This is a genomic window from Pedobacter terrae, from assembly GCF_900100705.1.
In the GTDB taxonomy this organism is placed as follows: domain Bacteria; phylum Bacteroidota; class Bacteroidia; order Sphingobacteriales; family Sphingobacteriaceae; genus Pedobacter; species Pedobacter terrae.
This window is the reverse complement of sequence record NZ_FNCH01000005.1, coordinates 24,387-49,944: the sequence shown is the minus strand read 5'-3', so window position 1 is coordinate 49,944 and position 25,558 is coordinate 24,387. Positions and strand designations below refer to the sequence as shown.

17 protein-coding genes are annotated in these 25,558 nt (G+C 39.0%); 14 read left to right on the top strand and 3 right to left on the bottom strand.

From position 1 onward, the window contains the following. Positions 1-20: 20 nt before the first annotated feature. Positions 21-386 (bottom strand): YtxH domain-containing protein, encoded by a 366-nt coding sequence (locus tag BLR60_RS08140; protein ID WP_090498641.1) that lies wholly within the window; start codon positions 384-386, stop codon positions 21-23. Positions 387-566: 180 nt separating this feature from the next. Between BLR60_RS08140 and BLR60_RS08135 the strand changes: the two genes are divergently transcribed. From BLR60_RS08135 to BLR60_RS08120, 4 genes are all read left to right on the top strand, one after another. Next, the gene (locus tag BLR60_RS08135) at positions 567-947 is read left to right on the top strand and encodes an OsmC family protein (protein WP_090498639.1); all 381 of its coding nucleotides are present in this window, start codon (positions 567-569) and stop codon (positions 945-947) included. A gap of 90 nt (positions 948-1,037) precedes the next feature. Next, the gene (locus BLR60_RS08130) at positions 1,038-2,291 is read left to right on the top strand and encodes a DUF2130 domain-containing protein (RefSeq protein WP_090498637.1); all 1,254 of its coding nucleotides are present in this window, start codon (positions 1,038-1,040) and stop codon (positions 2,289-2,291) included. 501 nt (positions 2,292-2,792) lie between these two features. Beyond that, the gene (locus tag BLR60_RS08125) at positions 2,793-4,937 is read left to right on the top strand and encodes a glycoside hydrolase family 97 protein (protein ID WP_090498635.1); all 2,145 of its coding nucleotides are present in this window, start codon (positions 2,793-2,795) and stop codon (positions 4,935-4,937) included. Positions 4,938-5,492: 555 nt separating this feature from the next. Next, on the top strand, positions 5,493-5,969 hold the full coding sequence (locus BLR60_RS08120) for an acyl-CoA thioesterase (RefSeq protein ID WP_090498632.1): 477 nt from the start codon (positions 5,493-5,495) through the stop codon (positions 5,967-5,969). Positions 5,970-6,296: 327 nt separating this feature from the next. On the opposite strand, the gene BLR60_RS08115 is transcribed toward BLR60_RS08120, so the two are convergent. Next, positions 6,297-8,048 carry a HAMP domain-containing sensor histidine kinase gene (locus BLR60_RS08115; RefSeq protein ID WP_090498630.1) on the bottom strand — a complete coding sequence of 584 codons (1,752 nt, stop codon included), beginning with the start codon at positions 8,046-8,048 and terminating at the stop codon, positions 6,297-6,299. 1,344 nt (positions 8,049-9,392) lie between these two features. Further along, the gene (locus BLR60_RS08110) at positions 9,393-9,914 is read right to left on the bottom strand and encodes an NADPH-dependent FMN reductase (protein WP_090498628.1); all 522 of its coding nucleotides are present in this window, start codon (positions 9,912-9,914) and stop codon (positions 9,393-9,395) included. 180 nt (positions 9,915-10,094) lie between these two features. Between BLR60_RS08110 and BLR60_RS08105 the strand changes: the two genes are divergently transcribed. From BLR60_RS08105 to BLR60_RS08060, 10 genes are all read left to right on the top strand, one after another. Beyond that, on the top strand, positions 10,095-10,898 hold the full coding sequence (locus BLR60_RS08105; RefSeq protein WP_090498626.1) for a ParA family protein: 804 nt from the start codon (positions 10,095-10,097) through the stop codon (positions 10,896-10,898). 7 nt (positions 10,899-10,905) lie between these two features. Beyond that, a complete protein-coding gene (locus BLR60_RS08100) occupies positions 10,906-11,814 on the top strand; it encodes a ParB/RepB/Spo0J family partition protein (RefSeq protein ID WP_090498624.1) in 909 nt (302 codons plus the stop codon). Next, complete coding sequence (locus tag BLR60_RS08095) at positions 11,814-12,527, top strand: DUF5683 domain-containing protein (RefSeq protein WP_090498622.1); 714 nt, start codon at positions 11,814-11,816, stop codon at positions 12,525-12,527. The genes BLR60_RS08100 and BLR60_RS08095 overlap by 1 nt, the downstream gene beginning before the upstream one ends. A 113-nt stretch (positions 12,528-12,640) precedes the next feature. Next, positions 12,641-13,375, top strand: coding sequence for a 4-hydroxy-tetrahydrodipicolinate reductase (gene dapB, locus BLR60_RS08090; protein ID WP_090498620.1), 735 nt, complete (start codon positions 12,641-12,643; stop codon positions 13,373-13,375). Between the two features lie 132 nt (positions 13,376-13,507). Next, positions 13,508-14,701, top strand: a complete 1,194-nt coding sequence (gene lepB / locus BLR60_RS08085; protein ID WP_090498618.1) for a signal peptidase I — start codon at positions 13,508-13,510, stop codon at positions 14,699-14,701. A gap of 148 nt (positions 14,702-14,849) precedes the next feature. Beyond that, positions 14,850-16,040: an ROK family protein gene (locus tag BLR60_RS08080; RefSeq protein ID WP_090498616.1), complete on the top strand. Its 1,191-nt coding sequence runs from the start codon at positions 14,850-14,852 to the stop codon at positions 16,038-16,040. Between the two features lie 116 nt (positions 16,041-16,156). Beyond that, entirely contained in the window at positions 16,157-19,423 is a 3,267-nt protein-coding gene (locus tag BLR60_RS08075) for a SusC/RagA family TonB-linked outer membrane protein (protein WP_090498614.1), read from the top strand. A 20-nt stretch (positions 19,424-19,443) separates the two neighbouring features. Then, positions 19,444-21,048 carry a SusD/RagB family nutrient-binding outer membrane lipoprotein gene (locus tag BLR60_RS08070; protein ID WP_090498612.1) on the top strand — a complete coding sequence of 535 codons (1,605 nt, stop codon included), beginning with the start codon at positions 19,444-19,446 and terminating at the stop codon, positions 21,046-21,048. A 56-nt stretch (positions 21,049-21,104) separates the two neighbouring features. After that, positions 21,105-22,526, top strand: coding sequence for an alpha-L-fucosidase (locus BLR60_RS08065; RefSeq protein WP_090498609.1), 1,422 nt, complete (start codon positions 21,105-21,107; stop codon positions 22,524-22,526). A 2-nt stretch (positions 22,527-22,528) separates the two neighbouring features. Next, complete coding sequence (locus BLR60_RS08060; protein WP_090498607.1) at positions 22,529-25,198, top strand: glycoside hydrolase family 3 C-terminal domain-containing protein; 2,670 nt, start codon at positions 22,529-22,531, stop codon at positions 25,196-25,198. Positions 25,199-25,558: the final 360 nt, after the last annotated feature.

The window sequence follows — 25,558 nt, the reverse complement described above, 5'->3', positions numbered from 1 at the left end:
ATTATTTTGCCAGTTGTATGTTATCCCTGTCCTTCCTGAACCTGTCCATTTTCATGAGCATTTTCCAGAATTTCTTTTACATCCGATTTACGTTTTTTGGTAACCGTGTGTTTAAAATGAGGTACTTCATGTTCAACAATATCCTCTTCAATAGCTTCTACGCCAAAAACTTTCTCTTTTAGCAGGTTGTATTTGTCTTGAAAACCATAACGAAGATTTTTGGCACCTCCGGCAATTTTTCCACGGGTGCCTGCACCGCTGTCGGGAGCAAATAAAATACTGATTACTGCTCCAGCTGCTAAACCAGCCACTAGGGCCAGGGCTATTTTGGCACTGTTATCCGATTCGTGCTTTAAATATTTTCCAATTAACTTTCTGTATTTCATAAGGTAATGTTTTTTTAAGGAACAATTGGTAGGTTAGAATGTTTGAGTTTTTTTGATTTGAGAAATAATAGCAGTCACTTGTTTTGAAAAGATTTCGGTCTAGCTGGTGTGAAAAAAGACCAGACTTTTACTTATGTTTAAAGTTAAAGCCCAATATTTGGATTACTAAAACGAATTATAATGGTAAAAGCAACAATAAATAAAGAACACTATGCCTGTTCGGTCACTAATGGCTCGCACGATATTATAGTAGATGAACCGCTTGAATTGGGGGGTACACACAAAGGTTTTGCCCCGAAAGGATTATTAATGGCTTCTTTGGCCTCTTGTGTAGCCATTACCTTAAGGATGTATGCCGATAGAAAAGAATGGCCAATTGATAAAATTGAAGTAGAAGTAAACATTGATACCGAAAACGGCGAAACGGTATTTTTGGAAGAAATTACCTGTACCGGCGTGCTAACCGAAGAACAGAAAATCAGGCTGGAAGAAATTGCAGCAAAATGCCCGGTCAGTAAATTGCTGGCTGCTGGTCATGAAATCAGATCCAAAGTGCTTTAGGTTTATTGATGGTGCAAAACTCCTTTGCGCAATCATAAAAGCTTTAATATCTTTGTAATCCACAGTATGCGCTGCGGTAAAAAATAATTTATGCCTACTGAAATAAAATGCCCCAATTGTGCCCATGTTTTTCCGATGGAAGAAGCCATGGCCGAAGATTATAAGAAAGAATTACGTGAGAAAGCGGCTGCTTATGCCAGGCAGAAAGATGAAGAATATCAGCGTAAACTGCAGGTTTTTGAGTCAGAAAAACAGCAGCAGTTGAAAGCTTTTGAGGCTAAACTTAACGAAGAGAAAACCAAGCTTAAAGATAACCTGGAGGAGAACCTGCGTAAAAGTATCTCAGCCGACTTTGAAAATAAGCTGCAGATACTGGAAGGTAATGCCAAAGAAAGTGCCGAAAAACTAAAGTTAGCCCGTGAGAAGGAACTGGATTTTTTACGCCGGGAGGAAAGCCTCAAGGTAAAAGAAGAAGAAATGGAACTTGCTTTTCAGCGTAAAATGCAGGAGCAGCGTAATGAGCTGGTAGAACAGATCCGTAAACAAGAGGCAGAAAAAAATAGCATTAAAGATACCGAACATCAATTGCGCTTAAAGGAGTTGGAAAAACAGCTCGACGACCAGAAAAAATTGGCTGAAGAGATGAAGCGTAAAGCCGAGCAGGGGAGTATGCAATTGCAGGGTGAAGTACAGGAATTGATCCTGGAAGAACTGCTGCGTACCAATTATCCTTTCGATTTAATTGAAGAAGTAGGTAAGGGTGTGCGCGGGGCAGATTGTGTACAGGTGGTGCGTAACCAATTTGGACAGGAGTGCGGTAAAATAATTTACGAAAGCAAACGTACCAAAGATTTTGGTGGCGACTGGATCGAGAAACTGAAGAAAGATATGCGGAGCATGGGCATTGATGTAGCCGTAATTGTGAGTCAGTGTTACCCGAAGGGTATGGATTGTTTCGGGCAGCGTGATGGGGTGTGGATCTGTTCTTTCGAAGAAGTAAATGCGGTAGCGTATGTTTTGCGCGAAGGTATTTTGCGCCTGGCAGGAGCAGTGAAATCGCAGGAAAACCGTGGTGAAAAAATGCACATGTTATACGATTATTTAATGGGAGCAGAGTTTTCTGAACAATGGAAAGCCATTAGAGAAGGTTTTATGAGCATGAAACTATCTATACAGCGTGAGCGCGATGCAATGGAACGTTTATGGAAAGCCCGTGAAAAACAATTGGAGAAAGTACTGTTAAACGCAACCCATATCCGTGGTTCAATAGAGGGAATTGCCGGTAGCGATAGTGTGCAGCTGAGTTTAACCGATGATGATGACGATGCTTTACTTTTGGAGTAACTCACAGTACGTCATCCCGTCTCGGTTTTTATATCTTATCGTCATCCTGAACGTGTTTCAGGATTTATTTTGAATGACTGATATTGCTCATCGCCAGGTGTGAACGGCAAACTGTCAGCATATTTGGGCGTTTCCCAATCCCGTGAAAAACGGGAAAGGGGGCGGGCTTTTCAGGGCTACGCTTCGCTTCGGTACCGATGAAAATCCGGTACTAAACCCTTACAATCCCTAACGCGAAGGTATTGCATGACTAGCCTCGCAGGTTTTTAAATGCTTTAGCGCTCAATGATGCCTTGAAGATCATATGAACTTCCGCTGCGGTTGGTGTCTTTAAAGACCGAAACATAGTAAAGTAGAAATACTTTTTACATCAGGTTATACCCGATTATTACCTAATTAATATAGTTGTATTTAATTAAATGCGTTTTTATATTAGAGAAACCAAAACCTGCAAGTGCTAATGTGATAAATGAATAATAATAACGATAATTAAAAGCTAACATGAATAAAAAAACTAACCAATTCTTTGCCAGTTCTAAAATCCTTACTTTAATATGCACTTTGCTATTTTTTGGGAATGCTTTCGGGAACGTTCCCGAAAAAAAATTGAAGTCACCCGATGGCAATCTGGTGGCCAGCTTTGCTTTGGCAGAAGGGGGCGTACCTACCTATAGTTTAAAGTACAAAGGAAAAGCTGTAATCAAAATCAGTAAGTTAGGTTTGGAACTTAAAGAGGGTAAATCTTTAATGGACGGTTTCTCCATCACCGATACCAAAACCAGCACTTTTAATGAAACATGGAAACCGGTTTGGGGCGAAGTAAAAGAAATTGTAAATCATTACAATGAACTTGCAGTAACCTTAACCCAAAAAGAAACGAACCGCTATATTATTATCCGCTTGCGTTTGTTTAACGATGGCCTGGGTTTCAGATATGAATTCCCTGAACAGAAAAATCTGGATTATTTTGTAATCAAAGAGGAGAGAACGCAGTTTGCCCTGGCTGGCGATCATAAAGCTTTTTGGCTTCCCGGAGATTATGATACACAGGAATATAGCACGGTGACATCAAATTTGTCTGAAGTTCGTGGTAAAATGAAAGCTGCTGTAACACCCAATGCCTCTCAGACTACTTTTTCGCCAACCGGCTTACAAACGCCTTTAATGATGAAGAGCAAAGATGGCCTATATATCAATATACACGAAGCAGCGCTGGTCAATTATTCTTTGATGTCGTTAAATCTGGATGATCAGCATATGATTTTAGAATCATGGTTAACACCAGATGCAGTTGGCGATAAAGGTTATATGCAGGCACCATGTTTGTCTCCCTGGCGTACCATTATTGTTAGTGATAAAGCTGGTGATATCTTGACTTCGAAGCTTACCTACAACCTTAACGAACCAACAAAATTCAAAGATGTATCGTGGATAAAACCAACCAAATATGTTGGTGTTTGGTGGGAAATGATCACAGGAAAAAGTACCTGGGCCTACAATGATTTAACCAGTGTGCAATTGGGTGTAACCGATTACTCGAAAACAAAATCCAATGGAAAACATGCTGCAAATACTGCGCACGTTAAAGAATATATCGATTTCGCTGCTAAAAATGGTTTAGATGCTGTTTTAGTTGAGGGCTGGAACGAAGGTTGGGAAGATTGGTTTGGCAAAACAAAAGATGATGTGTTTGATTTTGTTACTCCTTACCCCGATTTTGATGTAAAAGAACTGCACCGTTATGCGGCAGGTAAAGGCATAAAAATGATTATGCACCATGAAACTTCTTCGTCGGTTCGTAATTATGAACGTCATTTGGATACGGCCTATAAATTTATGAAAGCCAACGGTTACGATGCGGTTAAAAGTGGTTATGTCGGTAACATCATTCCAAGGGGGGAGCATCATTACGGTCAATGGTTAAATAATCATTACTTGTATGCCATTCAAAAAGCGGCCGAATATAAAATTATGGTGAATGCACATGAAGCTGTACGCCCGACAGGTTTGGCACGGACTTACCCAAATTTAATCGGGAACGAATCGGCCAGGGGAACCGAATATGAAGCATTTGGCGGGAACAATGCCGATCATACCACCATCTTGCCTTTTACCCGTTTAATCGGTGGTCCAATGGATTATACCCCCGGGATCTTTGAAACCAGGGCGAGTACTTACAATCCGGCAAATACTTCTTTCGTACACAGTACTTTGGCCCGCCAACTGGCGCTTTATGTAACCATGTACAGCCCTTTGCAAATGGCGGCCGATTTACCAGAAACTTATAATAAGTATATGGATGCTTTCCAGTTTATCAAAGATGTGGCAGTAGATTGGGACGATACCAAAGTGTTAGAAGCAGAACCTGGTGATTACATCACTTTTGCACGTAAGGCAAAAGGTAAGAATGATTGGTTTGTAGGCCGCACCAATGATGAGGAAGCCCGCACTTCAAAAATCGACTTCAGTTTTTTAGATCCGGGTAAAAAATATACAGCAACCATTTATGCTGATGCAAAGAATGCCCATTATGAAACCAATCCAAAAGCCTATACCATCCGCAAAATGGAAGTAACCAATAAAACAAAATTGACGCAGTATTGTGCCCCTGGTGGCGGGTACGCGATTAGTATTATAGCGAAATAATAGGTAAGGGTGTGGTGTCAGTTGTTGCCAACAGACACTCTTCCAAGGCTCTTTTCTAGTCGTAGCGTCTCGCTACGACTTTTTTATTGCTGTTTTTTGCCACGGATAAGCACAGATAAATGCGGATCGATATTCCTTTTCTAGTCGTAGCGTCTCGCTACGGATTTTTTGTTGCAGGTTTTATCCACGGATAGCCACAGATAAACACAGATCGATATTCTTATCCCTGTTTATCCCTTTTCTGGTGTAGCGTCTCGCTACGGCTTTTTTGTTGCTGTTTTTAGCCACGGATAGACACAGATAAACACGGATCGATAATTTTATCTGTGTTTAACCTTTTCTAGTCGTAGCGTCTCGCTACGACTTTTTTGTTGCTGTTTTGCCACGGATAAGCACAGATAAACACGGATCGATATTCTTATCTGTGTTAATCCTTTAAATCTTTTTCTAGTTGTAGCGTCTCGCTACGACTTTTCGTTCAAACAGAAGGAAAATTTCTTATTTTATAATATATTAGCTAGGCATTAAAAACAAGCAATTTTAACAAAACATACCATGCGCGGACCCAACAACCATATCGAACTTCAATTTTTAAGTGAACCCTCTGACGTTAACTATGGCGGTAAAGTGCATGGTGGGATGATGATGAAGTGGATTGATCAGGCTGCTTTTGCCTGCGCCCTGCAGTGGAGCCAAACCTATTGTGTAACCGTTTACGTGGGTGGAATCAGGTTTTTTCACCCTGTTCATATCGGACATTTGGTAAAGATGGAAGCACGCATTATTTATACGGGTAAAACCAGTATGCATATAGCCGTAGATGCTTATTCAAAACCGTTAGAACAAACAGATTTTGTTAAAAATACACACTGTATTATTGTTTTTGTTGCGGTAGATGACAATGGTCAGCCAAAGCCAATTCCGGCTTTTAAACCTAAAACCGAAAAAGAAATTGCCATGCATGGCTACGCCATTAAATTAATGGAACTGCGTAAAAGCATTGATAAGGAAATGGAGCCGTATATTGTGTAGGGGTGAGCAGTTGGCGTTTATAATTAACCATAGAGAAAATACAGCAAGGCATCAAGTACAAAAAGTTAGTTGTACAACTATATAACATTTAATTCTCTGTGGCCCTCTGTGAAAAACTCTTTGCCCTCTGTGGTAAAGAACATTATGAACTTTGCGGTTAAAAAATCTGATTAGGTTTAACCACAGAGAAAACTGAGTTAAGGCACCGAGTTTACTGAGTCAGTTTTGCCCCATTTAAACATTTTATTCTCTGGGATCCTCTGTGAAAACTCAGTATCCTCGGTGGTAAGTAACTAAGTAACTTTGCGTCTTCGCGGTTAAAATAGGCTATTCCGCAATGGGTAAATTAAAACAAAACTTGCTTCCCTCCCCAATGGCACTTACTACCCATATTTTCCCGTTTTCGGCTTCGATAAAATCTTTAGAAATGGCAAGGCCCAATCCGGAGCCAGATTTATTCTGACCATCGGTTGGTACCTGGAAATACCTGTCGAATAATCTTTTTTGGTATTTTTCATCAATACCTTTTCCAAAATCGCGCACAGAGAATTCTATAAAATTGTCTTTTTGCAAAACATCAATCACTACTTTCGATTTTTCTGAACTGTACCGCAAGGCATTAGATAAAAAGTTAACCATTACCCAAGCCGTTTTTTGGATATCGGCATTTACATTGGGTAAGTTCTGGTCACAATTAAGCACCAGTTGAATCGATTTCTGTTCGGCCTGGAATTTAACGGCCTCAATAGCATAACGCACAATTTCTTCAGGTTTGGTTATGGCAAAGGTGAGTTTTAAATTGCCGGTTTCTACCTGCGAAAGATCAAGCAGTTCACTGGTGATCTTTAGCAGTCTGTCGCTATCTTCTTTAATGTGGTTGAGCAATTCGTGCTGCTCATCGTTCATCATACCCACCCGCTCATCGTTCAGCAGTTTTAAGCTCATTTTGATGGATGAAAGTGGTGTTTTCAACTCATGTGAAACGGTGGCAATAAAATTGGTTTTTGCTTCATCAAGCTCTTTAAAGTGTGTAATGTTTTTTAAGGTATAAACGCTACCTGCAGATTTAGACGAGGCAATTAATGCGCTGTTATCCTGTTCTTCATAATTTGGAATGATGATTTCGCGATTCTCCAGCAGGAAGTAAGATTCTTTGTCATCAGCATAAATTTTTAAGGTATTGTCATCTGTTTCAGGTTTAATAATTCGTTTGAGCAACTCATTTTTTGGCATCAGTTCGGCTACATTTTGACCAATAACCTTATCTTCATCCAGGCTCATCAGTTTTGCTGCCAGATGGTTCAGAAAGAGCACTTCCCCTTTCTCATTTAAACCGATAATAGCATCCTGCATTTGTGCAATAATGGCTTCAATACGCGACTTTTCGGATTTAATTTTAGATAAGTTGCTGTTTTCCCATTCATTTAACTTAACCACCATTCCGTTAAAGGAGTTTGCCAGTTCTGTAAACTCATCTTCGTTTTCGAAATGCAAACGTTGTTTATAATTTTTACGACTGATCTGTTTAATTGCCGCACTAAATTCGGCAAGTGGATTGGCCACAAATCCCGGAAAGTTTACAATGAAGGTAAAAAGGATGATAAAACTAAGGGTTGCCGCAATCATAATATAGAGGTTTGCCCTTGATGAGGTTTCGTTCGCCATTTCATTTTTATCGTAAATGGCCTTCATGTTTACCTGTTCTATATGCTGCAGTGCAACGCGCAAATTTTTAATGCTACTTTCTTTAATAGTTAATGGTTGTGCACCTTTTAGTGCATTAAATGCTGTTTCTAATTTCCTGAAGGCTGCTTTTTCGCCAGGTTCGGTAATGTTCAGGCCCTCATTTTTCAGGTTATCCCCAAATGTATTCAGCTGTGTGCTGTTTAATGGAAAAGCATGCTGATCGATTATATTGCGCATGGCGGCAACATATTTCAAAGATTTGTAGTTGTCTTTAAGAATTACCTTCGATTTATCGGAAAGCTCATTTAAGAAAAACAGCGCAATTAAGCCGAAGGATAAAACGATGATAAAGAGAAAGCCGAATCCGAGGCGGAGTTTGGTTTTTATTTTCATGATGACTTGATTAACCGCAAAGAGTGGAAAGTTTAGCTAAGAACGCAAATTAATTTCCCTCTTTTCGTGGTAAAAGTAACTTATAATTAAATCTGTTTACTAATGAACTAAATTATATAACAAAGCTTAAATAAATAGCATCCGTTTAGTCCATAATCAATAGTGATGCCAGTAGGTTTCTTTTTAATTTAAGATTTTGTTTTACAGGTTTTTATGGTGTTTTTTGATTATAATTAATAAAAAAACCTTTTCATTTTGAAAGGCTTTTTACCATTATGAACTATTGTTGCTAAAAGTTTATCGGATCGGGTTTAGGTGGTACGGCCGGTAAGCAGATTGGGGGTGCGAAGCGAAGAAATACTGTGTCTTTAAATTATGCATTGGGTTTTATGGCACTACCCTGCTTTTCTAAACCTGATCGCAGCGAACACGGAGTGCAACGGAGTAAAGCGGAGAGCAGGGACAAACCTTACTATGAGACACAGGTTTTGCTTTCCAAATCAAAAAATTTTGAAATTATTTTTAGGAAAGCAGTTTTCGAAGCCTTTAGGTTACTGTAGTCCCGCTTTCGCTTATAGTCCTCGCTGCGCTCTGGGCTATTCCGCTTAATCGGGTTTAGGTGGCAAGGCTGGTAATCAGATTTGGGGTTGCGAAGCACCTAAATTACTCTTGGATTTATAGCAATACCCTGCGTTTCTAAACCTGATCGTAGCGAACACGGAGTGCAACGGAGTAAAGCGGAGAGCAGGGACAAACGTTCCCATGAAACACAGGTTTTGCTTTCCAAATCAAAAAAACTTTGAAATTATTTTTAGGAAAACAGTTTTCGAAGCCTTTAGGTTACTGTAGTCCCGCTTTCGCTTATAGTCCTCGCTGCGCTGTGGGCTATTCCGCTTAATCGGGTTTAGGTGGCAAGGCTGGTAATCAGATTTGGGGTTGCGAAGCGCCTAAATTACCTCTTGGATTTATAGCACTGTCCTGTGTAGGTAAACCTGATCGCAGCGAACACGGAGTGCAACGGAGTAAAGCGGAGAGCAGGGACAAACGTTCCTATGGAACACAGATTTTGCTTTCCAAAAACAAATAGGTGTTTAATCTTGGTTGTTTTTAGGAAAGTTGGTTTGGAAGCCTTTAGGTTTTTGCAGCCCCGCTTTCGCTCATAGTCCTCGATGCGCTGTGGGATATTCCGCTCATCCGATGGCTATCAGATCGGGTTAGATGCACGGTTTGTGCATGTGAAAACATGAAACGTTCCTGCGGAACGAAAACGCCAATTTGCAATTGGCTACCTCGGAATCGTCCCGCTGGGACGACCTATCAATCTTCCGGAAATAAGGCTTTTCGCTAAAACCTGATAAATTTCTCTATCTGCTCATCGGTAAATTTAACCGTATCCGGCTGATTGAGGTTACCGGCAGCATCTAATTCTATTTTAATATTCGGAATGTGTAAACGTAAGGGTAAAATATTCAAGTGGATATAATGGCAAACACCTGTAAAATGATCTACACCACGGATATTACCATATTTGCCAGAAGAAATGCCAACCAAAGCTGCTTTTTTATCATAAAAACTATCCGGGAAATTACAGGCATCAATTAATACTTTTAGTACGCCCGGGTAGCTTCCGTTATACTCTGGCATGATAAACAAAAACTTTTCGGTGTTGTTGATCATGTCCTGAATTTCCTGAAAAGCTGTTGATCGTTTACCATACATATCGGTATTCAAAACATCTGCAGGTAGATGCTCCAGACTAAACAAATTGGCTTCAGCTCCTTTTTCTTTTAATTGCTTTTGGTAATATTTAGCAACTTTTAGCGTATTGCTATTGGGCCTGTTGGTTGCAGCTATAATCGTGATCATGGATAATTGTTAATAAGATGTGTAAAACCCAAATGTGCTTCTTGCTAAAATTGCCATATAGTTTGTATCTTAGCTGATTGTGAAAAAGGCCGTAAACAAAGCAAAAATAGAACTTTTTGCCGATTAAAACGCATAAATAACACAGCCTAAATAAACGTTAAGTAAATTTCGGATACATAGATGAGCAAAATTATTGCATTAGCAAATCAAAAAGGTGGTGTTGGTAAAACAACTTCATCTATAAACCTGGCTGCTAGTTTGGCCGTACTAGAATACAAAACCTTACTGGTAGATGCTGATCCTCAGGCCAATTCCACTTCTGGTATCGGTTTCGACCCCCGGAATATTAAAGATAGCATCTACGAGTGTATCATCAATGATATCGATCCTTTACAGGCCATCCAAAAAACGGATACACCGAATTTAGATTTATTGCCTGCACACATCGATCTGGTAGGTGCGGAAATCGAAATGATCAATCTCAATAACCGTGAGTATAAAATGAAAGCGGTTTTAGAGAAAGTGAAGGATCAGTATGATTTTATTATCATTGATTGCTCTCCATCTTTAGGTTTAATTACCATTAACGCGCTAACTGCTGCAGATTCGGTTATTATTCCGGTACAGTGCGAGTATTTTGCCCTGGAAGGTTTAGGGAAGTTGTTAAATACCATCAAAATTGTTCAGAACCGTTTAAACCCTGATCTGGAGATTGAAGGTATTTTATTAACAATGTATGATGTACGTTTGCGTTTATCTAACCAGGTAGTAGAAGAAGTAAAAACGCATTTTCACGAATTGGTTTTCGATACCATTATTCAGCGCAATACGCGTTTAAGTGAGGCACCTAGTTATGGTGTTTCGGTCATTATGCACGATGCAAATTGCAAAGGTGCTATTAATTACCTGAACCTTGCCCGCGAAATTGTAAAGAAAAACGGCCTTTTAAAGGAAGAAGAAAACATTGGAACAGCAACTTTATAAATTATAGATGACATCTTTTCAGCGAAAAACAGGTTTAGGAAGAGGGTTAAGTGCGCTTTTAGATGATAGCGAATCTGCTCATCCGCCGAAACAGCAGGTTAATGCGGTAAGCGAAACCGAGCAGATTGGCAATATCAGTCACGTAAGTTTAACTGAAGTTGAAACCAATCCATATCAGCCACGTACCGAGTTTGATCAGGTAGCTTTAAACGAGCTTGCCGATTCGATAAAAATACAAGGTTTAATACAGCCTATTACCGTTAGAAAACTGGCTGCAAACAAATACCAGCTTATTTCCGGCGAACGTAGGTTCAGGGCTTCGAAACTAGCTGGTTTAACCAAAGTGCCCGCTTATATCCGCAGTGCCAATGATCAACAGATGTTGGAAATGGCTCTGATCGAAAATATTCAGCGCGAAAATTTAAATGCCATTGAAGTAGCATTGAGTTTCCAGAGGATGATTGACGAGGTGGGCTTAAAACAGGAGCAATTAGGCGAACGTGTAGGTAAAAACCGTACTACGGTTACCAATTACCTGCGTTTGTTAAAACTTCCCCCCGCTATTCAGGCTTCTATCCGCGATCAGAAAATTAGTATGGGTCATGCAAGGGCCTTAATTAATGTTGACGGTGTGGACAAACAATTGTTTATTCACCAGGAGATTTTAGAAAAAGGCTTATCTGTACGGAAAGTGGAGGAGCTTGTACGTAATTTGCAGCATGTACCTTTAAAAGCCAGCGAAAAGCCAAAAGAAAAAGCAGTTTCCTTTCAATATCAAAAATTACAGGACGATCTGGCGTCTAAATTTGCTACACGGGTAAAGTTAAAGGTAAGTCAGAACGGTAAAGGGGCAATAGAAATTCCTTTCATGAGCGATGATGACTTAAACCGGATTCTGGAATTATTAGACTGGTAATGCAAAAGACTAAGCTTTTTATACTGGTTGCTGCATTTGCATTTTTTATGGTGAACTTTGCTGCTGCACAGGTTAAGGATACTTTATTGAAACCTGCTGATACCTCAAAGATCAAATTATCTAAATCTTTAGATACTGTGGCTAAAAAACCGATGACCAGAAAGGATTCGATGAAAGCCAAATATGTTAACCCAGGTAAGGTTGCCGGTAGAAAAGCTGTTTTCAGATCGATGATCATACCAGGTTGGGGGCAATTGTATAATATGCAACTTCTTAACGATGGTTATGGCACAAGAGCCGGAAAAAGCCAGGTTTTTCAAAAGATTTATACTGGTGGTAAAATTGCGGCTATTTATGGCGGTGCCACCGCACTCACACTATCGCTAATGGATAGCAGGAAGAGCTACAAACGTTTTTTGAACGAGGCGCAGTATCGTCAGGATAATCCAGGTAAAAAGTTAGATTTAACGCAGTATAGCGATCAAGGTGTGCTGGATGGTAAAAGTTTATATAAGCGCAATTCGCAGATTGTATACTTTTCTTATGGATTACTTTATGCGGCCAATATTATTGATGCCTATGTTGCAGCCCGTTTGCATTTCTTTAATATTGATGATGACCTTTCTTTTAGGGTAATGCCATCTGTGATTAACGCAGATACGATGTATGGTTTAAATTTGACGCCTGTATTAAAATTGTCGTTAAAATTTTAATGTCCCGGGAACCAGGGCAATGAATAACGTATGAAAATTGTGATGGGTTGCTGCATTAATAGCGAGGATTTAGGGCTAAAAATAAAAATAGAAACTAAGACAAACATAAATAGATGAAAATTGCGCTTTTAGGATATGGTAAAATGGGGCAGATTATCGAAAAATTTGCGTTGGAACGTGGCCACGAAATTGTGCTCAAGATAACGATTGATAATCAGGAAGATTTAACCAGGCAAAATTTAAAGTCGGCTGATGTAGCAATCGATTTTAGTACACCTGATTCGGTTTTGAAAAATATTGATGCCTGTTTTGATGCCAATGTGCCTATAGTCGTGGGAACAACTGGCTGGTATGGCAAATTGCAGGAAGTAAAAGATGATTGCGATAAAAGTAACAATACTTTACTTTATGGGTCTAACTTCAGTATTGGCGTAAATTTATTTTTTAAGCTTAACCAAACTCTGGCCAAACTAATGAATAACTATCCCGCCTACGATGTTCAGGTGGAAGAAATTCACCATACACAAAAATTGGATGCACCAAGCGGTACAGCCATTACCCTTGCAGAAGGGATTGTGGATAATCTGGACAGAAAACAAGAGTGGTTAAACGAAGTGGTAGGAACTGATGTTGAATTATTTCCAAAAGCTGAACAATTGCTGATCGAATCGCATAGAATAGAAAATATTCCAGGTACGCATACGGTAATTTACAGTAGCGAGGTTGATGAGATAGAAATTAAACATACAGCCCACAACAGAGCTGGTTTTGCTTTGGGTGCGGTAGTAGCGGCAGAATGGTTAAAAGATAAAAAAGGATTTTTCAGTATTACTGATATTTTTGAATAAAGTCTAAAGCCTAAAGCTGAAAGACCAAAGCGCAATATGATCTGTGAAATCATTTAATCAGTGAAATCACACCAAAGGATTACAGATAACAGGTAGCTGGTTTGATAAATCGCTAAACCAAAAATAAGATATATGAATTATAAATTCTGGCAACGAAAAAAAGATGCCCCAAAGAAGAAAAAAACGAAAACACGCGAGTGGTTTGATGCAATTGTTTTTGCCGTAGTGGCTGCAACCATCATCCGCGTATTTTTTATTGAGGCCTACACTATTCCATCCGGTTCGATGGAAAGATCATTACTGATTGGCGATTTCCTTTTTGTAAGTAAAGTTAATTATGGGGCACGTATTCCGATGACGCCGGTTGCTTTTCCTTTCGCTCATCACACCATGCCCTTAACTACTTCTACCAAAGCTTACTGGGATGGCGTGCAGTGGAAATATCACCGTTTACCTGGTTTATCTAAAATTAAAAGAAATGATGTAGTGGTATTCAACTTTCCGGAAGGAGATACTGTTGCTGTAGAAAACCAGGCAGAAAGTTATTATGCGCTGGTACGAAGCATGGGCCGGGAACAGGTGAGGAGTACCTATACTATTGTAGACCGTCCGGTGGATAAACGCGAGAACTTTATTAAAAGATGTATTGGTATCCCGGGTGATGTAATTTCAATGAGCAATGGTATTGCCAACGTAAATGGTAAGGATGAGCCTTTAAAAAGTACGGGCATGATGCCGTATCGCATTGAGTTTAAAACCATGGACTTTAATTATGCTGCGCTTGATGAGTTTAATTTAAACCTGGGAAGTGTACCTGCAGTTGCTGCCAATACCTACATTGTAGATGCTTCGCCAGAAATTGCAGAAAAGCTAAAAACGCTTGACTTTGTAAAATCGGTAACCTTAAGTCCCGATCCTGCCGGAGCCGTTCCAGGGGGCGTTTTTCCGAACGATCCAAATAGAGTTTGGAACAGGGATAACTTTGGGCCGATTAAAATTCCTTCAAAAGGATGGACTGTTAAAATTGATAGCACCACCATGCCATTGTATTACAGGGCAATCAGAACTTACGAAGGTAATAAAGTGGAACAAAAAGCCGGTGTTTGGTATATTAACGATAAAGCAGCTACAAGCTATACCTTCAAATTGGACTATTACTGGATGATGGGCGATAACCGCCATAACTCAGCCGACTCGCGTTATTGGGGTTTTGTACCTGAAGACCATATTGTAGGTAAGGCTTTATTTGTTTGGATGAGCTGGGATAGCACTGCTTCTTTTTTACATAAAATAAGGTGGAACAGATTATTTATGGGAATTCATTGATAAAATATAATTCTTTAAAAAAGGCGGATAATCGAAGATTATTCGCCTTTTTTATTTATAACACATTTATAATTAACTTTTAAAAAAAATTAAGAAGTATAATAATGTTTTAAAAATATTTTTTAAGTTTGAACTGCAATCAAATATCATGTCTGTAATTGTTGAAAAAAATCAGCGTCTTAGGGCTGGTGTCATTAAGCATTTGTACTATAAAAAATCGCTTTCACTTACAGATCTGAGTAAGCTGACGCAAAAAAGTTTGCCTTTAGTTACCGCAGTGGTTAATGGTTTAATTGCCGAGGGCTATATTATAGAAGAGGGTTATGCACCATCAACTGGTGGCAGAAGGGCGGCAATGTTCCTAATCAATCCCAATCTCCAAAAATATATTGTAGCCATTGCGATGGATCAGCTTACATCCAGGTTAACCATTTATAACCTATCCAGAAAAATGGTTACACCCATTCAGACTTTGGAGTTTGAGCTGTCATCAAAAGAATGTAATATTGGAGACCTTGTTAATTTCATCAACAGCAGTATTGATCAATCTAAAATCAACCGGACAGATATTTTAGGTGTTGGCATTGGTATGCCAGGTTTTGTTAATGCAGATGAAGGCATAAACCATTCTTTTCTTAAAGTTAATGAAGGTATCACCTTACAGCAATACCTTTCTTCCGAAATCAATTTACCAGTACATATAGATAACGATTCCAGTTTAATTGCAATGGCCGAATTAAATTTCGGAGAGGCTGCTAATTTAAAAGATGTAATGGTCGTTAATATTGGTTGGGGAACGGGTTTGGGCATCATCGTAAATGGTAAATTATACCGGGGCAGTGGCGGCAATGCTGGTGAATTTAGTCATATCCCACTTTCAGACAGCGATAACTTGTGCTCTTGCGGAAGAAGAGGCTGTTTAGAGGTAGATACTTCTTTATTGGTTATGGCAAAACGGGCAGAAGAGGCTATAGCTGCCGGTGCCGAATCGAGTATGAAAAAACTGTTTAAAGACAAAAGTAAACATCCTGCGGATCATTTTTTACATGCTGTAAGTGAGCAAGATCCTGTGGCCATATCTGTTTTGGCTAAAGCGATTTTTCAATTGGGTAAAGGCGTGGCTACGTTAATCCATCTTTTAAATCCTGAGTGTATTGTTTTGAGTGGAAGAGGCGCAAAGGCGGGGAAAATGCTTTTACCGCCGATACAACAAGCCATTCATGAGTTTTGTATTCCCCGGATAGCTGAGCAAACCGAAATAAAACTTTCTACCCTGACGGATGAAGCCGAATTATTGGCTGCCGGAAGTTTAACAATCGAGCATAACCAATTCGATTAAAATAGCTAACTAACAAATAGAAGATAAATATTTAACCAAAACCAATACGATATGGCAAGATAAAAGGCTCAATACAAAGTCAAAATTTAAACTAATCTTAAACTAAACAAAAAAATATGAAAAAAATGTACTTAAAGTGTTTGAGTATACTATTGTTATGTTTCATAACAATAAGTGCTTTCGCACAGACAACTATTACCGGTACGGTAAAAGACTCATCAGGACCTCTACCTGGTGTAAGCGTTTCTGTTAAAGGAACATCCAAAGTAACGCAAACAGATGGCAATGGAAAATTTTCATTAACAGTAAATCCTGGCGAGGTATTGGTTTTCACTGCAATAGGTTTCGCTAAGCAAGAAGTTAGCATAAATAATCAAACATCACTTAATGTTATCCTCAAAGAAAGCAGTAATCAGCTTGATGAAGTTAACGTAGTTACGACTGCGCTTGGCATCAAGAGGCAGGAAAAATCTCTTGGTTATGCAGTGAGTACGGTAACGGCTAAACAGTTAACAGAGGCAGGTAATACCAACTTTGCATCAGCACTTTATGGTAAAGCTGCAGGTGTTAAGATTACAACAGCTCCAGGTGGTGCCAGTAGTGCGGTAAATGTTCAAATCAGGGGTATTAACTCTATTAACTACAATCAGCAACCTTTATATGTTGTGGATGGGGTAATGATCAGAAATGATGGACAAAATGGTGCAGCAGGAGCAAACAACAATAACTATTGGGATGATCAACGTGTACGTGGTAATGGCATATTGGATATTAACCCTGCAGATATCGAAAGTTTAACCGTATTAAAAGGAGCAAGTGCATCTGCGCTTTATGGCTCTGATGCAGCTAGTGGAGTTGTAGTAATTACCACAAAAAAAGGATCTAAAAATCGTGGTTTAGGAGTAGATTTTAATTATCAGGGTTCTATTGATCAGGTAGCATTTCTTCCTAATTTTCAAAATACCTATGGTCCTGGTTATGATAGGGAAACTAATATAGCAAATGGCGCAACTGAGGAAGGCTGGATTGCTGATGCAATTTCTCCAAGTGGTTTCCGACCGTATTTCAGAGCTTATGCGAATTTTGGGCCTAAAATGGAAGGCCAGCAAGTAAGATGGTGGGATGGTTCAATTCGTTCATACTCTCCTCAACCAAATAACTATAGAGATGTATACCAAAACGGATATACTTCTAATGCAAACGTTGCAATTTCTAATCAGACAGAGGGCGTTAATTACCGTTTCTCTGCTTCTCGTTTAGATTATAAAGGTACTCAACCAGGAAATACCGGTGCTAAAAATACTTTTAACTTAAACTCTACAATCAAACTTGCGCCAAAATTGTCTGCAGACGTGATTGTGAGTTATGTAAATACCATTACTAAAAACAGACCTTACCAATTAGGTCAGGTTTTAGGCTCATTTGCTGGTTTTTTCAGCCGTGCGGAAGATATGGGCCTGATGAAAGAAAGATTCCAAACGAGTAATGGTTACAAGTATGCTACTTTTGATCAGACTGCTCGTCCTGAACCATTCCTTTTCAATATCAGAGCAACCAATTTATTGGATTTTTATTGGCAACAATTGAAAAACCAATATGACGAAAATGAAAACAGGTTGTTATCTAGTTTCACTTTAAATTATGACGTAGCTAAAAACCTAAAGTTGAGAGGACGTGTTGGGAATGACTATACCAGTGTTAAAACTGAAAATCATCAGTTTACTGAAATTCCAAGCGCGCTTAACACGAATACAAGTACTGGAGCTTATACAACAACTCAAGGACAGTATTCTGTACTTTACGGAGACGCATTGTTAACTTACTCGAACAAAATTGGCGAAGATTTTGGTTTATCAATCAGCGGCGGTTACCAGGGTAGAAAAGAAACTTATAAAGACTTAAAATCGAACACTAGAGATGGACTAGTAACGGAAAACTTCTTTGCATTATCTAACTCTTTTAATGTGGCCGAGACTACTGAAGCACGTAAAGAGCAACTTAAGTATGCTTACTTAGGTTTAGTGAATTTAAGTTATAAGGATTTCTTATTTGCTGAAGGTACTGCCAGACAAGAATATGTTTCTACCCTTCCTCCAGGAAACAATCAATACTCTTATTATTCAGTAAACAGTGGTTTTGTTTTTAGTGATCTTTGGAAATTACCAAAATTCTGGAGTTATGGAAAACTAAGAGCCTCTTACGGTGTGGTAGGTAATGCCCCTCCAATTTATGAGGCAAACATTTCCTATAAACAAACTTCTTTACAAAGCATTAATGGGCCTGTGCCATCAATAGTATCTTTAAATTCGTATGGGAACTTAGGCTTAATGCCTGAAAAGAAGCATGAAGCCGAATTTGGTTTAGAAACCAGATTTTTAAACGGCCGATTAGGTTTAGATGTGAGTTATTATAATAATAAGATCAAAAATCAAATCTTACCTTTAGATGTTACTGCAACAAATGGCGCACAAAAGCAGATTGTAAACGTTGGTGAAGTAGGTAATAAAGGATGGGAGATTGCTTTAAACGCAACACCGGTTTCTGGAAAATTCAGATGGGATACCCGTTTAAACTTCTCAACCAATAAATCGAAAGTTAATTCATTGTATGATGCCAATTCTGAAATCAATTTCTATTCTTCAGATCAGGCTACCGCTAAAATCGTTGCCAGAGCTGGCGAGGATTTGGGTAACATCTATATTCGTCCGAGAAAGACTGATGCGAATGGAAATTACTTAATTAATGATGATGGTTACTATGTAATGGATAATTCTGTTTATGTTAAGGCAGGAAACATTATGCCAAAAGCAGTTGGTGGTTTCTCTAACACTTTTAGCTACGGAAACTTTGCATTAGACGTAACTATCGATTACCGTTTCGGTGGTAAAATGATTGCGCCTAACTTGAAATATATGCGTGGTGCAGGTATGTTAGAAAATTCGATGGAATTCAGAGATGCAGCTAGCGGCGGTTTAAGCTATACCAGCAATGGTAAAACCTATAATGATGGTGTAGTTTTGCAGGGTGTAAATCAAACCACCGGATTGCCAAATACGAAGGTGCTTTCTGCTGCTGACTATTATATAACTACCTATAATTGGGGTGAAGGTTCATTAACCGAAGCAGAGATTTTTGATAACGATTATATCAAAATGAGAGAGATTGTGTTGAGCTATAAAATCCCGGCTTCTTTCACCAAAAAACTAAAAATTTCTAATTTAAGATTTTCATTGATCGGACGTAATCTATTTTACATCCATAGAACTTTGAAAGATCTGGATCCGGAGGCACCGCTAGGAAACAAATGGTGGTCGCAAGGTGTGGATGTTGGCTCAACAGCTGCATCTAGAAACTTTGGATTCTCATTAAATGCAAATTTTTAGCCAATTACAAATAAGATATTATGAAAAAGTTAATCATAAAAGCAAGTTTTCTTGTATTGTCACTAACTGTTGCGGTTGGTTGCAAAAAGGATATTGATGATAAATTTAATAATCCTGAAAACGTTTTAGACCCCAATTTACCGGGATTATTTACTGGAATGCTCAATAATGACCGTGTAGCTGCTAAGTATTGGAACATGCGCACATTCTTGAGTCAAATGCCAGGAGTGTATGCTCAAACTACTTACATTGCTAACGGCAATACCGTTTATCAGCAAAGTGATAGCTACTCACAACAATACTGGGATGATTTCTATAGCCCAGGAGGAAATGGAAGTGGACCACTTGCTTTATACAGAGCAATGGAAAGGAAATTTAATTCACTTTCAACTACTGATCAAGCTGCTCAAAGAGTTATTTTACAAGCGGCAAAAGTAGTGCTTATCGAACAAGCGGCTAAGATGGTAGATTTATGGGGTGACATTCCTTATTCAGAAGCGGGAGGCTTAACAACAAATGATTTGATTAAAAATCCTAAATATGATGAACAAAAGGCACTATATACCGGCTTTATTGCTGATTTAGCAAGTGCGGGTACCTACTTCAAAACAGCAACTTCTACAGTTGTCTTCGCTAAAGCAGATATTCTCTTAAAGGGTGATTTAAATAAATGGACTAGATATGCTAATTCATTACGGTTAAGGCTGTTAATGCGTATCTCAAAAACCGATGAAGCAACCGCAAAAACTGCTGTGCTTCAAATGTTAGGCGATCAGACTAATTTTCCATTAGTTGATGGTGGTAATGTTGGCACTTACAATCCAAGTGTTTCTGATATTTTATTACAGCCCCTTACAAACAGTTCAAGCGATTTGCACGATGCATTTTTTGAAGGTGGTTGGTATGCTACTGATTATATGTTAAATACAGTTTTGCTACCAGCAAATGATCCAAGAATCCCAGTATTATATGATAAATTTGGTCGGGTAAAGAAAGTGGCAGGAAAAGATCAATTTGTTCAAAATCCAACTTATAAAGCAATGCCTGTTACTTTCACCACAGCCCAGCAAGAATCAAGCTTTGCTGATTATGCGGTGTTAGATTCTGGAACTTTTGTTTTCAACCAAAAACTTCCTGGAATTTTAATTACAGCATCAGAAGTTAACTTGTTAAAAGCAGAAGCTTTTGAAAGATGGGGCAGTACAGCAGATGCTAAGACCGCTTATGATATAGCTTTAAGGCAATCTGTGGCATTTTATTACCACCTAAATAATATAAATCAAGGGGCATATGTTAAGGAAACTTTTCCGTCAGCAACAACAATTGATAATTGGGTAAATGCTTCTAATGCAACTTATACTGATGCTTCAACAGATAAACTAACCAAGATTTATACCCAAAAATGGGTACACTTTGGTGTTCTTCAGGCAACGGAGGCATGGTCCGAATACAGAAGAACTGGTATTCCTGTGTTAACATTCCCGACAAACGGAAAGCAAGCAGGTTATGAGACGCCTCCAACGAGATTAATTTATCCGGCAAAAGAGAAAACTTTAAATAGTACAAACTATCAGGCTGTGGTAGGGAAAGATACCCGCAAAACCAAAATATTCTGGATGCCTTAATCCTTTTTAAATTAAATCCCGGCAGTTTCTGTCGGGATTTTTAATGATATTAAAATATGAAAATACCCAGCCTTTTAATTGCCTTTATCTGTTGCTTTAACATCGCTTTTGCCCAACGAAACGATATCCTCAAAGAGTCAACGAAATACGAATGGCCAAAAGATCAAGCCGTAAAAACGAAATTGGAACATTGGCAAGACCAAAAGTTTGGCATGATCATTCACTGGGGTTTATATGCTGTTCCTGGAATTATTGAATCCTGGTCAATCTGTTCGGAAGACTGGATTGAAAGAGACAGTACAATAAAGTACGATGATTACAAGAAATGGTATTGGGGATTAAGTGAGAAATTTAATCCAACGGAATTTAACCCCGGGCAATGGGCAAAGGCAGGTAAAGATGCCGGAATGAAGTACCTGGTTTTTACCACCAAACATCACGATGGCTTTGCCATGTTTGATACCAAAGAAAGCGATTATAGCATTGCAAAAGGTCAATTTGCCAATAACCCTAAAAAAGATGTGGCTAAATACGTATTCGATGCTTTCCGGAAGCAGAACTTCATGATTGGTGCTTATTTTTCAAAGCCCGACTGGCATTCGCAATACTATTGGTGGGATAAATACGCTACCCCAAATAGAAATAACAATTACGACATCAGAAAGAACCCATGGCGTTGGAACAAGTTTAAAAGCTATACCCAAAATCAGATTGGTGAGTTGATGAATAATTATGGAAGTATCGATATTTTATGGTTAGATGGTGGTTGGGTAAGGCCTTTGGCTTCAGTAAATGAAGAAGTACTTTCGTGGGGGGCACCTATTCCGGAGTGGAGCCAGGATATTGACATGCCTAAAATCGCCACAATGGCCAGAAAAGCACAGCCTGGTTTAATTATGGTAGATCGAACGGTACATGGGCAATACGAAAACTACCAAACCCCCGAACAAAAGGTCCCCGAAAAACAATTGGATTACCCTTGGGAAAGCTGTATGACTTTAGGCGGAGCCTGGGGTTTTGTGCCTAACGATCAGTATAAAACGGCAAAAGAAGTGGTTCATAAACTGGTAGAAATAGTGGCTAAGGGCGGAAGTTTACTTTTGGGTGTTGGACCTAAGGCAGATGGAACGCTGCCTAATGATGTGATTACAAAGTTAGAGGAGATTGGTCAGTGGACAAGCAAAAATGGTGCAGCCATATACGGCACAAGAATTACCAAAAACTACAATGATGGGCAAAATTGGTTTACCCAAAGTAAAGATGGCAAAACCATTTATGGGATCTCGTTGCTGGATGGTAATGCACTTAACGAAGTTTCCTGGAAAGGAAACATTCCCAAAAAAGGAACCGCTATTACGCTACTAAACAATAAGCAAAAAGTAAAATGGAAATTGATAGATGGCAAAGTGCATTTTGATTTTCCAAAAACCGATGAGAAAATTGCGTTGACGTTCTCTTTTACGCCCGAAACCAATTAGTAATGTCCAAACATAAAAGTTACCTATTTTTAATAACCGCATTGTTTTTATGCAGCAGCCTTTTTGCCCAGGTTAAAAAACAATCTTTGCCCTATAAAAATCCAAAATTAAGTATCGATTTAAGGGTAAAAGACCTCGTGTCGAGAATGACTCCCGAAGAAAAATTCTGGCAGTTGTTCATGATTCCAGGTGATGTAACCGAGAAAAATAAAAACCAGTTTAAACACGGCATTTTTGGTTTGCAGGTAAGTGCGGCTGCACAAGGCAGCGGCAATGCGCAACAGATGTTAACTTACAATACTGCTGAAGACGGACTCTCTCTGGCGAAAAAGGTTAATAAAATTCAAAAATATTTTATTGAAGAAACCCGTTTGGGTATTCCAATTATTCCCTTTGATGAGGCTTTACACGGTTTGGTTAGGCAAGGGGCTACAGCCTTCCCGCAATCAATTGGTTTAGCGGCTAGTTTTGATACCACTTTAGTAGGGAAAATTGGTACAGCTATCGCCACTGAAGCCAGGGCACGTGGTTTGAGAGATCTTTTGGCGCCAGTAATCAATATGGCTACCGATGTAAGATGGGGCAGGGTAGAAGAAACCTATGGAGAAGATCCTTATCTAACTACTGTACTTGGCCATGCTTTTATGAGCGCCATAGAAAAACAGAATATTATTGTTACGCCAAAGCATTTTATTGCCAATGTAGGCGACGGTGGCCGTGATAGTTACCCCATAGAAATGGGCAGACATTTCCTGGAGGAAATCCACTTTCCTGCCTTTAAAGATGGTGTTAAAAATGTGGGCATCCGTTCATTAATGACCTCCTACAACAGTGTTTTTGGTTCACCTGCAACTTCAAACAAATGGTTGCTTACCACTAAACTAAAATCGGAATGGGGTTTTAAAGGTTTCGTTATTTCTGATGCGGGTGCAGTTGGAGGCGCCAATGTATTACATTTTACGGCTAAAGATTATAAAGACGCCACAGCGCAATCGATCAATGCCGGGCTAGACGTAATTTTCCAGGTAGATTATAACCATTACAGACTTTTTTTACCCGCTTTTTTAGATGGTAGTATTCCCAAATCGAGAATAGACGATGCCTTGACAAGGGTGCTGAAAGCCAAGTTTGAACTGGGTCTTTTCGAGCATCCTTATGTAGATGAAAGTATTGCTGAAAAGATGTTGAACGATCAAAGTAATCGCCGTCTGGCCGAAGAAGCGGCTTTAAAATCTTTCGTTCTTTTAAAAAATGACTATAACACACTTCCATTAAAAAGTGCAAAGCGTATCCTGCTCTTAGGTGAGGATGCTATTGAAGCCAGATTAGGTGGTTACAGCGGCACGGGAAACAATAAGATCAATATATTGGATGGCCTGAAAAATGCGGTATCCAATGATGTTCAGGTTAATTATTTAAAAGGCAGTACCAGAGAAATACATTCTTATCTTCCGATTGATAGCCAGTTTCTTTCTGCTAATGGAAAAACAGGATTAACAGGGGCATATTATAAGGGCCTTCTGCTCTCCGGGCAACCAGTTAAAGAAATTAATGATAAGGTAATTAATTTCAGTTGGACATTATACCCACCGGATGAACAGCTCCAACTGGATGATTATTCGGTAAGGTGGAAAGGTAAAATTAAAGTGCCACAAAATGCTGACGTTCATATTGGACTGGAAGGTAATGATGGGTACCGATTATATCTTGATGATCAATTATTGATCGATAACTGGGATAAAAAATCTTTTAGTACCAAGACCGTTCCCTTTCATTTCGAGAAAAATAAGGAATATGCAATCAGAATCGATTTTTTTGAACCTAAGGGCAATGGTAAGATCAAACTGATTTGGGATCATGATATCAAAAAATCTAACGAAATAGCTGATGCTGTAGCTGCGGCCAAAAATAACGATGTAATCGTATTTGTTGCCGGGATAAAAGAAGGAGAATTTTTAGACCGGGCGATGTTAAACCTGCCGGGAAACCAAGAATTGTTATTGGAAGAACTTGCAAAAACAGGGAAGCCTATTATCGTGGTATTAACTGGTGGAAGTGCTATCGATATGCAACCCTGGTTAAATAAAGTAAATGCAGTTTTAAACGTGTGGTACCCTGGCGAAGCTGGAGGTAGTGCTATCGCAGATGTATTGCTAGGCAAAGTAAGTCCATCAGGCAAACTTCCAATTACCTACCCGGTTGATGAATCGCAGTTGCCCCTGGTTTACAACCACAAACCTACGGGTAGAGGCGACGATTACAACAACTTAAGTGGCGAGCCACTTTTCCCGTTTGGATATGGATTAAGTTATACCAGCTTTTCATACCAAAATTTAAAGTTTGACCAAAAAAGTATGACTAAAAATGAAACGGTTACGGTAAGTTTCGAGTTAAAAAATACAGGTAATTATGAGGGTGAAGAAGTAGTACAGTTATACATGAGACCTTTGGTAAGCAAATTAGCACAGCCAGTTCTTGCACTTAGAGGTTTCCAACGAGTGCATTTAAAAGTAGGTGAAATTAAGCATATTTCATTTAAGCTGGATAAAGAGGTGCTTCAAACCCTCAATATCAATAATGTTTGGGAAGTAGTCCCTGGAGAGTATAGAATAATGATTGGATCGTCAAGTAAAGCACTTTACTTAAAAGATAATTTAATCGTTAAGCCCTAAAAATACATCTTGATTATTGGGTATAAATCATATTACGTAACAGTTGCCGCAGATTCTGATTAAATCTGCGGCTTTTTTGTTTTTCGTCATTGCGAGGAGGAACGACGAAGCAATCCTACAACTTTCGCTACTAGCGAACGCATTAAGATTGCTTCGTGCCTCGCAATGGCGACTTTTCTATGGAAATCTGTCGTTTGTAATTTATTTCAGGATCTAATGTCGAAGTCGTGAAATGAATGATAAATTCGCCTAAATATTTTTGCCGCAGAAACACGGAAAACACAAATTTCTATACGCTGTGCGAAAATGATGGCCGGACTGATAGATTCTTTCTATGCTAGCAGACTTGAAAGATTTAGA